The sequence below is a fragment of the Cognataquiflexum rubidum genome (assembly GCF_022538115.1).
Taxonomy (GTDB): Bacteria; Bacteroidota; Bacteroidia; order Cytophagales; family Cyclobacteriaceae; genus Cognataquiflexum; species Cognataquiflexum rubidum.
In genome coordinates this window covers 97,944-111,916 of the sequence record NZ_JAKZAL010000007.1, presented here as the reverse complement: position 1 = coordinate 111,916, position 13,973 = coordinate 97,944, and the positions used below count along the sequence as shown (strand labels likewise).

13 protein-coding genes are annotated in these 13,973 nt (G+C 39.5%); 11 read left to right on the top strand and 2 right to left on the bottom strand.

The features are described 5' to 3' along the window. Positions 1-59: 59 nt before the first annotated feature. Together MMU05_RS09755 and MMU05_RS09750 are read right to left on the bottom strand one after the other, a co-directional pair. Positions 60-1,982, bottom strand: coding sequence for a M14 family metallopeptidase (locus tag MMU05_RS09755; protein ID WP_241141489.1), 1,923 nt, complete (start codon positions 1,980-1,982; stop codon positions 60-62). A gap of 126 nt (positions 1,983-2,108) precedes the next feature. Next, positions 2,109-2,642, bottom strand: a complete 534-nt coding sequence (locus MMU05_RS09750; protein WP_241141488.1) for a hypothetical protein — start codon at positions 2,640-2,642, stop codon at positions 2,109-2,111. Between the two features lie 373 nt (positions 2,643-3,015). Here MMU05_RS09750 and MMU05_RS09745 point away from each other — a divergent pair, with 373 nt between their 5' ends. The 11 genes from MMU05_RS09745 to MMU05_RS09695 all read left to right on the top strand — a co-directional run bounded on the left by MMU05_RS09745 (position 3,016) and on the right by MMU05_RS09695 (position 13,870). Then, positions 3,016-3,483 carry an Lrp/AsnC ligand binding domain-containing protein gene (locus tag MMU05_RS09745; RefSeq protein ID WP_113924546.1) on the top strand — a complete coding sequence of 156 codons (468 nt, stop codon included), beginning with the start codon at positions 3,016-3,018 and terminating at the stop codon, positions 3,481-3,483. Between the two features lie 286 nt (positions 3,484-3,769). Then, positions 3,770-5,215 carry a Fe-S cluster assembly protein SufB gene (gene sufB / locus MMU05_RS09740; RefSeq protein WP_241141487.1) on the top strand — a complete coding sequence of 482 codons (1,446 nt, stop codon included), beginning with the start codon at positions 3,770-3,772 and terminating at the stop codon, positions 5,213-5,215. Between the two features lie 38 nt (positions 5,216-5,253). Further along, entirely contained in the window at positions 5,254-6,015 is a 762-nt protein-coding gene (sufC, locus tag MMU05_RS09735) for a Fe-S cluster assembly ATPase SufC (protein WP_241141486.1), read from the top strand. A 32-nt stretch (positions 6,016-6,047) separates the two neighbouring features. Then, positions 6,048-7,325, top strand: a complete 1,278-nt coding sequence (gene sufD / locus MMU05_RS09730) for a Fe-S cluster assembly protein SufD (protein ID WP_241141485.1) — start codon at positions 6,048-6,050, stop codon at positions 7,323-7,325. Between the two features lie 9 nt (positions 7,326-7,334). Then, positions 7,335-8,558: a cysteine desulfurase gene (locus tag MMU05_RS09725; protein ID WP_272493292.1), complete on the top strand. Its 1,224-nt coding sequence runs from the start codon at positions 7,335-7,337 to the stop codon at positions 8,556-8,558. Next, positions 8,555-8,986, top strand: a complete 432-nt coding sequence (locus MMU05_RS09720; protein WP_241141484.1) for a SufE family protein — start codon at positions 8,555-8,557, stop codon at positions 8,984-8,986. The genes MMU05_RS09725 and MMU05_RS09720 overlap by 4 nt, the downstream gene beginning before the upstream one ends. 5 nt (positions 8,987-8,991) lie before the next feature. Continuing rightward, entirely contained in the window at positions 8,992-9,333 is a 342-nt protein-coding gene (locus MMU05_RS09715; protein WP_241141483.1) for an SUF system Fe-S cluster assembly protein, read from the top strand. Between the two features lie 20 nt (positions 9,334-9,353). After that, positions 9,354-9,773, top strand: coding sequence for a BrxA/BrxB family bacilliredoxin (locus MMU05_RS09710; protein WP_241128382.1), 420 nt, complete (start codon positions 9,354-9,356; stop codon positions 9,771-9,773). A 300-nt stretch (positions 9,774-10,073) separates the two neighbouring features. After that, positions 10,074-11,363: a citrate synthase gene (locus MMU05_RS09705; protein ID WP_241141482.1), complete on the top strand. Its 1,290-nt coding sequence runs from the start codon at positions 10,074-10,076 to the stop codon at positions 11,361-11,363. Positions 11,364-11,532: 169 nt separating this feature from the next. Further along, positions 11,533-11,793: an acyl-CoA-binding protein gene (locus MMU05_RS09700; protein WP_241141481.1), complete on the top strand. Its 261-nt coding sequence runs from the start codon at positions 11,533-11,535 to the stop codon at positions 11,791-11,793. Positions 11,794-12,019: 226 nt separating this feature from the next. After that, entirely contained in the window at positions 12,020-13,870 is a 1,851-nt protein-coding gene (locus MMU05_RS09695; RefSeq protein ID WP_241141480.1) for a DEAD/DEAH box helicase, read from the top strand. Positions 13,871-13,973: the final 103 nt, after the last annotated feature.

Genomic DNA, 13,973 nt, shown 5'->3' with positions numbered 1-13,973 from the left:
AAAGATAATCCTTTGACATCTATGTTTTGTGGCATTTATTTTCCTTTTAGGACTACCCTTTAGTTTCCTAAGGTAATTTCCCTTTCGATATAACCTCCTCTTGTTGAAAGCAATTTTAGCTTTCCTTTGACAGGTTCTTTCTGGTTCACTTTCACTTTGAATATTGCTTCCTTGGTCTCTCCGACTTCGGTATAACCTGCGTAAATGGTTTTTTCATACAATTCCGGAGTAGTGATCTGTACTTTTGAATTTTCAAAACCTTTTGTCAGTTCCTTGTCAAAATCCAGCATCAACCTGTCTTCCTGTACGATTTTCACCCTTTTGGCCTGATCCAATGCCACAGGAAGTTTGCCTGAGTTAGTCCAGGTTACTTTAATCTCATATACATCTCCGGATTTAGTGATATTGACATTTTTGATCTCAATCTGCGGCAAGTCCTTTGCCATTGCAAGGTTGAAGAGGGATTGTTTTTTGATCCAGGTTTCTAACTGCCAAGGAGGCCCGTTTTGGCTAAAGAATTTTGGATGCGATCCACCAATTTCGACTTCACCAAGCTGCGGATGGGTGAATTTTTCCCAATTCTTAAAACCTTTTGAACCATTCTCTTCATCATCCCATCTCATACCATCGTAATCATCCCGCTGACCATCACCGTCATAATCCTTCATGGCACCGTTGTTCCATAGCTCATCACCATACCAAACCGCTCCATAATAGAAATATCCAAAGTCAGGTCCATGTCCAAATAATGGGCTTGGCTTCAAAGGATCTCCGGTCAGCCTGTTTACTTTTCCTCTCGTACTGTAGGTCTCATAGACATCACCTGCCCAAGGATAACCGGTAATTGTCATTCCGAGGCTGTCATAGTATTCGTAGATCAACCTGTCTTTCAAAAACATGGACTCTGCACTTGACGAAGTGGAAGGTGGCCTCAAGTGCATGGGAACACGGGTATCCAATGAATTGACAACCGAAATATTGGGATGCGAAAGCAACCAAAGTACTGTTGAGCGGGTTTCGATTTCGCTCAATGGGTACTCGCCCGCGCCAAATTGGGTATACCCTCTCCCTGTTTCATCTCCACCTGTATCAGGTCTCCAGTTTTCGGGGTAGTTTCTATGAAGGTCCAATCCACCGATTCCATCTTCATTGTATTTGCCGTCGCCATCATTATCTATGCCTTCCGAATACATGATATAATCACCTTTGCCTTCAAAAACTCTTTTCATCAAGCGTCCTTTTGGATCCTTAGGATCGATAACGTAATTCGCTTCTTCCTTTTCTTTCTCGGTAACCGCTTTTTTACGCATCATTCGAATGATTCCGTCTCCGTCAAGATCCTCACTTGGATCTTCATCGAGTAACCCATCTCTATCCGTATCGTGCGGGCGGACAGTACTTCGATTTTGCTGCTCCGTAAAAAGGTACATGTTTGTCCCGTCAGGATTGTTTTGTGGCCTGACATAGACTGTTTTGGTGTCAATCAGTTTGGTGATTTCAGGATCTTTGCCATAGTTTTCCAATAAATGCTGGGTCAACCAAAAAACAGCTTCACTTGCTGTTACTTCTCCGCCGTGCCTTCCACCTTCAAAGTAAGCGGCGGGTTTGTCCGTATGTTTCCCGGTTTTTTTGTTTGTGATGGTCATTTGGAGAATAGGGCGTCCCTCATAGGATTTTGCCACCTCATATAGCTCAGTGATATCCGGATACTTTTCTGCCCATAATTTGTACCAATGATACATCACGTCCGGGGTGTGGTAAATGTCAAAAGTCAGTTTTTCTCCGGGTGTGTACTGTACCTCAGGGAACTCATACTTCTTAAAAAAAGACTGTCCGTGTCTTTCCCCGGAAACTGTATAAAATTTTGACTTTTTATCTTGCTCAGGCCATTTCTTATCCGGAGACAGAGATACTTCCTGTGCTATGGCAAAGCTTGTGAAAGCAAGCAGGCCAATAGCTACCATGAGTATGTTTTTTTTCATTTCTGTTTGAGTTGATGATTAGGTTAAAATTAGGATATGACGTATCCCATTCCTAACCGCTCAAAAAAAATCCCTGCCAAAAAATTGGCAGGGAAAATCAAACCGAAGAGTTAATCTGAACAAATATCAATAAGCCATGATCAATTCGAAATCCATGGATTCATAAGTACTGAATCCAGGGACAGGTGTAGCATCAGGCATTTTTCTTATCACATGGGCAAGTCTTTCCCTTAAACCTTTGTCGGGTGATTCATTCAGGATTTTATAACCTATCACTTTTCCGAATTCATTTATTGAAATCACAACCCTCAATTCATCTATAGCAGCAGCACTTTTCTTTGTCCTAAAAATGAACGGAGCATATCCATCAAGCATCGCGAAGGTCTCTTCTGACCAAAACCACGGTGCATAATCTGAACCAAATCCATCTACCGGATCAAGAACATCGATTATCAAATCACTCGTTAATCCTGAATTTTGATCTCCTGAAGAAACGCCTACAAAAGGTTTCAAAGAGACTAGCGCCTTTTCATTCTCTTTTGTAGCGTTTTTAATCTCTTTTTCATTTTCTGTTTCAGAAAAAAACGATTTGGCCTGAACATGTGGTCCAACAAGTGAAACACTTACGAATAATGCGAGGATGAAAGAAAGTCTGTACATATGCGAGATATTTTTTTCAAATATACAGATAAATATTTTTCATATGCAAATTTTTGCATTTGAAATTTTTTTAAGGGCACAAAAAAGTCTTGCCATTAGCAAGACCCTTTTCAGAATATAAACCCAAATATAACTTTAGAGATTAAAAGTTTCCATTTATAAAATGCCTGAAACAAAGTAAAACTTAAATTTTCAAACATTTATTTGACCAAAGGAAGTAAATACCAAATATTATATAACTTCAAGTCGAACGCACCAAAGTAACTTCATTTTACCGAATTTTACAAATTGAAAAATTTATTTTGCAATTTTTTAACTATTTCATAATTTGTGGGCACATATATTAACATAGCCTCAAATTAACCCAAAAAAAATGGACAAAATTTTAGATATTGACAATGTTGATCTTAAGATTATTTCATTGTTGAATGATGATGCCAAGACCCCATATACAGAAATTGCCAAAAAAGTTTATGTTTCTTCCGGTACTGTACACGTAAGGATGAGAAAACTCGAAGACATGGGGATCGTGAAAAGTGCCACACTCAATATTGATTTTTCGAAACTCGGCTACGACATCTCTGCCTTTCTTGGAATTTACCTTGAAAAAAGTTCTCTCTACGATACTGTCATCGGAAGATTAAAGGAAATTTCAGAAGTAATCAATGCTTATTATACCACGGGGAATTATAGCATTTTTGCCAAAATCATCTGTAAAGACACCAATCACCTCCGAACTGTCTTGGACAAAATCCAAAAAGTAGATGGAATAGACCGGACCGAAACACTGATTGTATTGGAAGAAAGTATCAACAGACCCATCCAGTTTTTTGAAAAATAAGCATAAAACATAGGTCATTGAATGATCTTGATCATAGTTATTCGTTATTTAGATTAAATCCATTTTAATAAAAATTATAATTATTCAACTTTATTATTTAACTTTTACAACAAAGCTGAGAGAACTGCTCTCAGCTTTTCTTTTCTCTAAATGATTGATTTTCTTTTAAATAAGGTCATTGTTGAGCATGTTTGATAGATTTTTACAACGGATTTGAACATTATAATTTGGTTAAATGTTGTATCTTCGCCTCACAAACTATAATTAGTCTAAATTACTCAAACAAATGAGCAAGGACAATAAGATATTAGAAGAATTAACCTCCAAAGATTACGAACATGGCTGGTCAGTTGATTTAGAAACTGACGAAGCTCCGATAGGCTTAAATGAGGGTATTATTCGCTGGATTTCTGCAAAAAAAGAGGAACCCGGATGGTTGTTGGAATGGAGATTAAAAGCATTCAACAATTGGCTTACCATGACTGAACCGGTATGGGCCAATGTTCATTACCCCAAAATTGATCTTCAGGGACTCAGATATTATTCTGCACCTAAGAAAAGTAACAAACCAAAAAGCCTGGATGAAATTGATCCTGAACTGCTTCAGATTTATGAAAGGCTCGGAATCAATCTCAACGAACAAAAAAGACTTCAGGGAATTGCCGTTGATGCGGTACTTGATTCCGTTTCGGTGGGAACGACTTTTAAAGAAACGCTCTCCAAATTGGGAATTATTTTTTGTTCATTCAGTGAGGCCGTTCACGAACATCCAGAACTGGTCAAAAAATATTTGGGATCAGTAGTCCCAATGACTGATAACTATTACGCAGCACTCAATTCCGCAGTTTTTTCTGATGGCTCTTTCTGCTACATTCCTACAGGTGTCAGATGTCCTATGGAGCTTTCCACTTATTTTAGAATCAATGCTGCAAATACCGGTCAATTTGAAAGAACTTTGATTATTGCAGATGAAGGCTCCTATGTTTCCTATTTAGAAGGATGTACTGCTCCACAAAGAGATGAAAACCAGTTGCATGCCGCAGTTGTTGAAATCTACGCTGCCAAAAATTCAGAAGTGAAATATTCGACTGTCCAAAACTGGTATCCCGGAGACAAATCAGGAAAAGGTGGTATCTACAATTTCGTAACCAAAAGAGGAATCTGCGCAGGTGACCATTCTAAAATATCCTGGACACAGGTAGAAACAGGGTCCGCAGTCACTTGGAAATATCCTTCCTGTATCTTAAAAGGTGATTATTCAATCGGCGAATTCTATTCTGTAGCTGTCACCAACAATTACCAACAGGCTGATACAGGTACAAAAATGATCCATATCGGTAAAAACACAAGATCAAGGATTGTTTCAAAAGGTATTTCTGCAGGAAGATCACAAAATTCTTACAGAGGTCAGGTTCAGGTAATGAAAAGGGCTTCCAATGCAAGGAATTTTTCACAGTGTGATTCTCTATTGATGGGTGACCGTTGTGGCGCACACACTTTCCCCTATATAGACATCCAAAACCCTACAGCCAAAGTCGAGCACGAAGCCACTACTTCCAAAATCGGTGAGGATCAGTTGTTCTATTGCAACCAAAGGGGTATCAGTACCGAAGATGCAGTTGCCCTTATTGTCAACGGTTATGCAAAAGAGGTGCTGAACCAACTACCGATGGAATTTGCGGTGGAAGCACAAAAACTTTTGGCCCTGACCCTTGAGGGCAGCGTAGGGTAAAAGATTTCGGATTTCAAATTTCTAATATCAAATCAATTATGTTATCAATCAAGAATTTACATGCCTCCATTGAAGGCACTCCTATATTAAGAGGTATCAACCTTGAAGTCAAAGCAGGTGAGGTTCACGCTATCATGGGTCCAAATGGATCAGGAAAATCAACTTTGGCCTCCGTATTGGCAGGCAGAGAAGAATATGAGGTGACTGAAGGTGAAGTGGTATTTCAGGGAAAAGACCTTTTGGAATTGGCTCCTGAAGACAGGGCTAGAGAAGGTGTTTTCTTGGCTTTCCAATATCCTGTAGAAATTCCCGGCGTGAGCACAACAAATTTTTTGAGAACTGCTGTCAATCAGGTTCGCGAATATAGAGGCCTGCCTGCCTTGGACGCCGTCAAGTTTCTTTCTGTGATGAAAGAAAAAATGAAATTGGTGGAAATAGATCAAAAGCTTTTGAGCCGTTCATTGAATGAGGGATTTTCAGGCGGAGAAAAAAAGAGAAACGAAATTTTCCAAATGGCGATGTTGGAACCAACGCTTTCCATTTTGGATGAGACGGATTCCGGACTTGATATCGATGCCTTAAGAATTGTTTCCCATGGGGTTAATACATTGAAATCTGACAAAACAGCTACTATTGTGGTCACCCACTACCAGAGACTGTTGGATTACATAGTCCCCGATTATGTCCATGTCCTTTACAACGGAAGAATCGTGAAATCAGGGACCAAGGAATTGGCTATGGAATTAGAAGAAAAAGGGTACGATTGGATCAAAGAAGAAGTGAATGCCGCTTCTGTATAATTCCGGTTTTTACCAAAAATCTTTTAAAATCAATGACGACAACTACCAAAATTAATATACTTGACTCCTTGTTAAGTCAGGTTCCAAGCGGATCTTCTTTCTCAAATCTGAGAAAATCAAGTAGGGCTATTCTTGAAAAAACCGGACTTCCGGCAATAAAAGAAGAAGAATACAAATTTACCGCCATCACCAAAAAACTGGAGAACTCAATTTCTGATTTTTCTTTCGCCAAAAAAGCAAGTTTAAATAATGAAATCATCCAATCCCATGTTTTCGGGGAATTTGAGGGTGACCTGTTGGTTTTTAACAACGGCTTTTTTGAAAAAGAATTATCCACTATATCAAACAATGGGTATATACTTTCTTTGATAAGCGATGCCAAACCTGAGCTTTTGGGAAAAATCGCAAAAACAGAAAAGGACCCCTTTGTGGCCCTAAACAATATTTCTTTTGAGGACGGGGTTTATCTAAAAGTACCAAAAAACCAAAAAGTTGAAAAACCGATCCTTTTCCTTTTCCTTAATCAATCAAATGACGGACAAGTCATCCATTCTAGGATTTTGATTGAAGTTGAGGATAATGCTGAGGTGACATTCTTGGAGGACAGTGTCTCTTTGGATGACAAGACCTATTTCAGCAACATGGTGACAGAAATCAAAGTCGGACAAAACTCCCAAGTTCACTACAACAGGCTTCAAAACGAAAGTAAAAACGCCATTACAGTCAATAACACCGAAACAGACATCCATAGAGATTCCGTCTTCACCTCTGTAGTGGTATCTCTTTCGGGAGATATGGTAAGGAATAACCTGAGCTTGAATCTTCTTGATTCGGGTTGCGAAGGAAATATGTATGGTTTATACCTTTTGAATGGGAAAACCCACGTCGACAACCACACCAATGTGGACCATACCAAGCCACATGCCCAATCCAATGAATTATATAAAGGATTGTTGGCTGATAGTTCAAGAGGGGTTTTCAATGGCAAAATTTTCGTAAGGCAAGATGCCCAAAAGACAAATGCCTTCCAGCAAAACAACAATATCCTATTGTCCGAAGACGCGATTGTCAATACCAAGCCGCAATTGGAAATCTGGGCGGATGATGTCAAATGTTCCCATGGTTGTACTACGGGGCAATTGGATGAAGAAGCCTTATTCTATTTGAGGGCAAGAGGTTTGGGCAAAGAACAGGCTAGAGGAATGTTGTTATATGCTTTTACGGGCGAGGTCATGGACCACATCTCCGATGAGGCTTTTCAAAACCATATTGTAAATATTGTCCAAAATCGTTTGGGAAGTAATTTTTAAGAAAAAGTCATGCCATTGAATATAGAAGAAATCAGAACAATGTTTCCCGTCCTCCATCAGGAGGTCAACGGGAAGCCTTTGATCTATTTTGACAATGCTGCGACTACCCAAAAACCCCAATCGGTGCTTGACGCGCTAACTGCGTATTACGAACATGATAACTCCAATATTCATAGAGGTGCGCATACTCTTGCGGACCGCGCGACAAGATATTATGAAGAGACAAGAGATGGAGTAAAGAATTTTATCAATGCCAATGAAAGTGCGGAAGTGATTTTTACAAAAGGCACTACAGAAAGCATCAACTTAGTAGCTTCTTCTTTTGGTAGAAAATTTATCACCAAAGGTGATGAAATCATCATTTCTACCCTCGAGCATCACTCCAACATCGTGCCTTGGCAAATGCTCTGCGAGGAAAAAGAGGCTATTTTAAAGATTATCCCAATCAATGACAAGGGTGAAATTCTTTTGGAGGAGTTTGAAAACCTGCTTTCTGATAAGACGAAATTTGTAAGTATCGTTCATGTTTCCAATGCATTGGGCACAATAAATCCCGTAAAAGAAATCATCAAAAAAGCCCATCAAGTTGGCGCAAAAGTACTTTTGGACGGTGCCCAATCGACCAATCACCTGGATATAGATGTTCAGGACTTGGATTGTGATTTCTTGGCCTTTTCAGCGCACAAGTTATATGGACCGACGGGTTTGGGGATTTTATATGGAAAAAGAAGCCTGCTGGAAATCATGCCTCCTTATCAAGGTGGCGGTGAGATGATTAAAGAGGTCACTTTTGCCAAAACAACCTACAATGAAATCCCTTTCAAATTCGAGGCAGGAACGCCAAATATTGCCGATGTAATTGCCTTTCAGAAGGCTCTTGATTTTATTTCCTTTATAGGGAAATCAAATATCAAAAAACATGAAGATGAGTTGCTTGACCATGCAAACGAAACTTTTGGACAGATTAAAGGATTTGTTCCTGTTGGTACAGCCTCAGAGAAAGTAAGTGTCGTATCATTTAATATCAACGGAATGCACCCTTTTGATGTGGGTGTGATGCTTGATGCAAACGGAATCGCAGTAAGGACAGGTCATCATTGTACGCAGCCTCTTATGCAACGTTTAGGCCTCGAAGGAACTGTAAGGGCCTCATTTTCTGTTTACAATACCAAATCAGAAATTGACCAAATGGCGGTAAGCTTAGCCAAAATAGCCAAAATCAAAAATAAATGAGTAGCATCCAGGACATACAGAACGAAATCATCGAGGAATTCGAGATTCTTGGAGACGACAAAGAATCTACCATCTATTATATAATGGAATTGGGTAGTCAATTACCAAAATTTCCCGAGGAGGAAAGAGTAGACGAAAACATCATCAAAGGCTGTCAATCTAAAGTGTGGCTCACAACCAGAGGGGATGGAGACAGGATTCAGTACTTGGCAGATTCCAACACAGATATTACCAAAGGTCTTATCAGCTTATTGATCCGGGTGCTTTCAGGTAGAACGCCTCAGGAAATCCTCAAAGCCGATCTTGACTTTATAGATAAAATCGGAATGGGAAATATCATCGGATCCCAAAGATCAAATGGGCTTTCCGCCATGATCAAGCAAATGAAATTATACGCTTTGGCTTACCAGGCCAAGCAAAATGTATAAACGATATGTCAGAAACCACAGAAGAAATAAAGGAAATACCTTCGCAAGAACTTAAGGAAAAAGTAATCAATGCCATCAAGCAAGTGTATGATCCTGAGATTCCTGTTGACGTGTATGATTTGGGTTTGATTTATGAAATCAGCATCTATCCTGTCAACAATGTATACATCATGATGACACTTACTTCACCCAATTGCCCTTCTGCGGAATTTATCCCCTCAGAGGTAAAAAACAAAATCCAGCAGATCCAAGGTATCAACCACGTGGAATTGGAATTGACATTTGACCCACCATATTCACAGGACATGATGTCCGAAGCTGCCAAACTTGAATTAGGTTTTCTTTAAAAATAAAAAATTAAAAAAATATGTACCCAGAGGAATTAATTGCTCCCATGCGTTCTGAACTGACCAATGCAGGTTTTCAGGAATTCAGAACAGCCGAAGAAGTGGATAACCATTTGAAAGACCACAAAGGAACCACTTTCATTGTCATCAACTCTGTATGTGGCTGCGCAGCCGGCGCTGCAAGACCCGGAGTTAGGTTGGCTTTGGATCAAAGTGACATCAAGCCGGATGTATTGGCTACTGTTTTTGCAGGAAATGATGCAGCTGCTGTCGCAAAAGTGCGTCAACACCATTTGCCATATCCTCCCTCCTCACCTGCCATGGCATTGTTCAAAGACGGTGAATTGGTGCACTTCATTGAAAGGCATCACATCGAAGGAAGAAATGCCAAAATGATCGGCGAACACCTCGTTGAGGTTTTTGAACACTTCTGTAAATAAAATTAGCCCTTCGGGGCTTTTTTTTTTGCAAAAAAACCAGAAGCTTCTTTAGCTTAGAAAAAAATATTAATTTGGAAATACGATATTTGAACAATAATAATTACGTATTTGGATAAAATAAACCAAGAATCATTTTTGATTTTTGATTTTCATTATAGAAACAATAAAATAATTTCATAATCTTTAATCCGCTACTGATGTAATTAAACATGTAAAAAATACACGTTTTTACTAACTTAAGCGCAGCTAAAGAAGTTAAACACTTTGATACGATAAACAGAAAAAATAAAAACAATACTTATGTCCGAAACCGTTAAGTTTTCATATGGAGGAAAAGATTTTGAACTCCCAATTATTGAAGGAACTGAGAATGAAAAAGCTATAGACATAGCCAAACTGAGGGCTCAGACCGGATTGATTACAATAGACCCAGGATTCAAAAACACAGGTTCAACCACAAGTTCAATCACCTTTTTGGACGGTGAACTTGGTGTCCTAAGGTATAGAGGATATAATATTGAAGAACTTGCTGAAAAATCAACCTTCCTGGAAGTAGCCTACCTATTGATATATGGCGATCTTCCTACACAAAGCCAATACGAAAAGTTTACAAGGGAGATTACTACCCACACTTTGGTTCATGAGGACATCAAGAAAATCCTAGATGGATTCCCGTCCAACTCTCACCCAATGGGCGTTCTTTCTTCTTTGATCTGCTCTTTGACGGCATTCTATCCGGAATCCTTGGATCCAACTAGAAACGAAGATGCAGTAAATCTGAGTATCATTAGGTTATTGGCCAAAATGCCAACCTTTGCAGCTTGGGCTTTTAAAAATGAAGTCGGACATCCGGTAAACTATCCTGATAACAGCTTAGATTATTGCTCCAACTTCTTGAAGATGATGTTTGCATTGCCGGCTGAGAAATATGATGTTGATCCTATAGTTGCGAAAGCTTTGGATCAGCTACTGATACTCCACGCTGACCACGAGCAAAACTGCTCTACATCTACTGTCAGAATTGTTGGTTCTTCACAGGCTAGTATCTATGCTTCCATCTCTGCAGGTATCAATGCACTTTGGGGTCCGCTTCATGGTGGTGCCAATCAAGCTGTAATTGAAATGCTCGAAGCAATCAAAGCAGATGGAGGAGACACCAAAAAATTCCTTGATAAGGCAAAAGATAAAAATGATCCTTTCAGATTGATGGGATTTGGTCACAGGGTTTATAAAAACTTTGATCCAAGAGCAAAAATCATCAAAAAAGCAGCAGATGACGTCCTTGCAAAATTAGGAGTTAAAGATCCTGTTTTAGAAATCGCCAAAGAACTTGAATATGCAGCTCTTAACGATCAATATTTCGTAGAAAGAAACCTGTATCCAAATGTGGATTTTTACTCAGGCATTATATACAGAGCATTGGGTATCCCTACAGATATGTTTACAGTGCTGTTTGCCATGGGACGTCTGCCAGGATGGATCGCACAATGGAAAGAAATGAGACACAACGGTGAACCAATCGGAAGACCACGCCAAATCTACACCGGTGAGGTGGATAGGCATTATGTTTCTATGAACAAAAGAGGCTAAGCAAAATTTATACAATATTTAAAGCTCCAACTTCAAGTTTAGAAACTTGGTTTTGGAGCTTTCTCTTTATAAAAATTTCAGATTTTTAATTGGATTGAAATCCAAAACCAAAAACCAATCACCATTCTTTTATATATTTGGAAACTGAAAATTGAAATCAAGTTTACAAATGGAAGCAAACACCTTAGAATCTGCTGTCGCTTTGACAAAAAAATTTACTAGCAAGCCTTCAAATGAAGAGTTATTAAAACTTTACAGCCTTTATAAGCAAGCAACGGAAGGTGATAATAATGAAGAAAGACCCGGTGGATTTGATTTCGTTGCAGCTGCAAAGTATAATTCTTGGTTGGCAATGAAAGGAAAATCTAAAGAAGATGCTTCCTCTGAGTATGTAAATTTGGTCAACAACCTTGCAACAAAATATATGTAATGGGTATCAAAATGACCAAAAACAGAATAAAAAACTAAAAACAACCCATTTTTTTTGAAGATGTTCTAATTATTTTTAAATGATCCTTGCAGTTCAATTTTTTTTACATTACCTTTGCACCCGAATTAATAATATAATATTTTTCTAACCGTGGGTTTCCTTACTGTCGCTTGACTTGGGTTGCTTCAAAGAAAAACATGGTCTAGAAGAAGTAAGGAAACATTTCATGGAAAAAGAATTAACATTCTCAGACCTGGGGATTTCAGAAGAAATCCTCAAGGCGGTGGAAGACATGGGTTATACCCAACCTTCTACCATTCAATCACAATCTATCCCTTTCTTATTAGAAGGAAAAGACGTCATCGGACAGGCCCAGACGGGAACCGGTAAGACTGCATCTTTTGGTATTCCAATAATCGACAAGGTTGATGCGGGCATTAAAAAACCACAAGCTTTGATCCTTTGCCCTACCCGTGAACTTGCTGTTCAGGTTGAAGGCGAAATCGTAAAACTTGCCAAGTACAAAAGAGGTATTTCCTCTACCTGTATATATGGCGGTGATTCGATGGACAGACAGGTAAGAGACCTCAAAAGAGGTGTTCAAATCGTGGTCGGTACTCCGGGTAGAATCATGGACCATATGGACCGTGGTACATTAAAATTAGAAAACGTCGGTATCATCGTATTGGATGAGGCTGATGAGATGCTTGACATGGGCTTCAGAGATGATATCGAAAACATCCTGAGCGAATGTCCTGAGGAAAGACAAACCGTCTTCTTCTCTGCGACTATGCCTAAGCCAATCATGGACTTGACAAGAAAATATCAGAAAAATCCTGAGATTGTCAAGGTCCTTAGAAAAGAACTCACTGTAGAGAATGTGTCTCAGGTATATTACGAAGTAAAGCCTGCACTTAAAATTGAATTGATGACCAGGCTGATCAGCTTGAATCAATTTACCTTGGGTATTGTGTTCTGTAATACCAAAAGAGTAACCGACGAAGTTACCGAAGAACTTTTGGCCAGAGGCATCGCCGCTGAAGCCCTTCACGGTGACCTTTCTCAGGGTCAGAGGACTAAGGTGATGAACAAATTCAGAAAAGGACAGGTAGCCATCTTGGTGGCAACTGACGTCGCTGCAAGAGGAATTGATGTTGACGATGTTGAAGTTGTCTTCAACTTTGACCTTCCTTTGGATGAGGACAATTATGTCCACAGAATCGGAAGAACAGGCCGTGCCGGTAAATCAGGTGCAGCTATAAGTTTCGTAACAGGAAGAAAAGACATGTTTAGGGTGAAGGATTTGGAAAAATTCATCAAGACCTCTATCACTAAAATGGCTCCTCCTTCTGTAGCTGATTTGGTTGAATTGAAGAAAACTCAATTGATCAAGGATGTCTATAGACAACTGAACAAAACTGAGGACAACAGCTTCTACGAAGATACTATCGGACAGATGCTTACTGAAGGTTTGACCATGGAGCAGATTGTTCTAGGTCTTGCAAAAATCCAAATGGCTGATGCGGTCCACGAAATGGAAGACCAAAACTTTGATCTTGACCTTGGAAGAGGTGGAGAAAGAAGCGGAGACAGAGGCGCAAGAAGATCTGAAGGAAGGGATTTTGGAAGAGGAAGAGAGAGAGACAGAGATTCAGGACGTAGCGGAAGCAGGGAGCGTGGTGGAAGATTCGAAAGAAGCGACAGAGGGGACAGACCTGAAAGAGCAGAAAGAGGAGACAGACCTGAGAGATCAGAAAGAGGAGACAGACCTGACAGAGGCGAAAGAAGCGAAAGATCTTCTGACCGTGGTCCTGCAAGGGAAAAAGGAGTCAGAGAGCCAGGAATGGCCCGTCTTTTCCTCAACCTTGGCAAGAAAGACAGAATCAGACCAAACGACATCGTTGGAGCCATTGCAGGTGAAACCGGAGTACCGGGAAGAAGCATTGGCGGCATCGATATCTTTGACAACTTCTCTTTCGTAGATGTACCTTCCAAAGATGCAGAACATGTAATCAAAGTGATGAAAAACAATACCATCAAAGGAATTACAGTAAACATGGAAATTTCAAAGGCTTAATTGTCACAAAACAAAAAGTCAATTATTAAAAGCGCAGTCTCCCAGAGATTGCGCTTTTTTTTTCATCCTGACACAGTCTCCAAAATGAATATGTATTTTTACA

Bases quoted from the DNA above. Each gene is read 5' to 3' on its own strand.
- MMU05_RS09705 (WP_241141482.1), top strand. From the start codon at position 10,074: ATGTCCGAAACCGTTAAGTTTTCATATGGAGGAAAAGATTTTGAACTC.
- sufB (WP_241141487.1), top strand. From the start codon at position 3,770: ATGAGCAAGGACAATAAGATATTAGAAGAATTAACCTCCAAAGATTAC.
- MMU05_RS09710 (WP_241128382.1), top strand. From the start codon at position 9,354: ATGTACCCAGAGGAATTAATTGCTCCCATGCGTTCTGAACTGACCAAT.
- MMU05_RS09715 (WP_241141483.1), top strand. From the start codon at position 8,992: ATGTCAGAAACCACAGAAGAAATAAAGGAAATACCTTCGCAAGAACTT.
- MMU05_RS09745 (WP_113924546.1), top strand. From the start codon at position 3,016: ATGGACAAAATTTTAGATATTGACAATGTTGATCTTAAGATTATTTCA.
- MMU05_RS09755 (WP_241141489.1), bottom strand. From the start codon at position 1,982: ATGAAAAAAAACATACTCATGGTAGCTATTGGCCTGCTTGCTTTCACA.
- MMU05_RS09700 (WP_241141481.1), top strand. From the start codon at position 11,533: ATGGAAGCAAACACCTTAGAATCTGCTGTCGCTTTGACAAAAAAATTT.
- MMU05_RS09720 (WP_241141484.1), top strand. From the start codon at position 8,555: ATGAGTAGCATCCAGGACATACAGAACGAAATCATCGAGGAATTCGAG.
- MMU05_RS09695 (WP_241141480.1), top strand. From the start codon at position 12,020: ATGGAAAAAGAATTAACATTCTCAGACCTGGGGATTTCAGAAGAAATC.
- MMU05_RS09725 (WP_272493292.1), top strand. From the start codon at position 7,335: ATGCCATTGAATATAGAAGAAATCAGAACAATGTTTCCCGTCCTCCAT.
- sufD (WP_241141485.1), top strand. From the start codon at position 6,048: ATGACGACAACTACCAAAATTAATATACTTGACTCCTTGTTAAGTCAG.
- MMU05_RS09750 (WP_241141488.1), bottom strand. From the start codon at position 2,642: ATGTACAGACTTTCTTTCATCCTCGCATTATTCGTAAGTGTTTCACTT.
- sufC (WP_241141486.1), top strand. From the start codon at position 5,254: ATGTTATCAATCAAGAATTTACATGCCTCCATTGAAGGCACTCCTATA.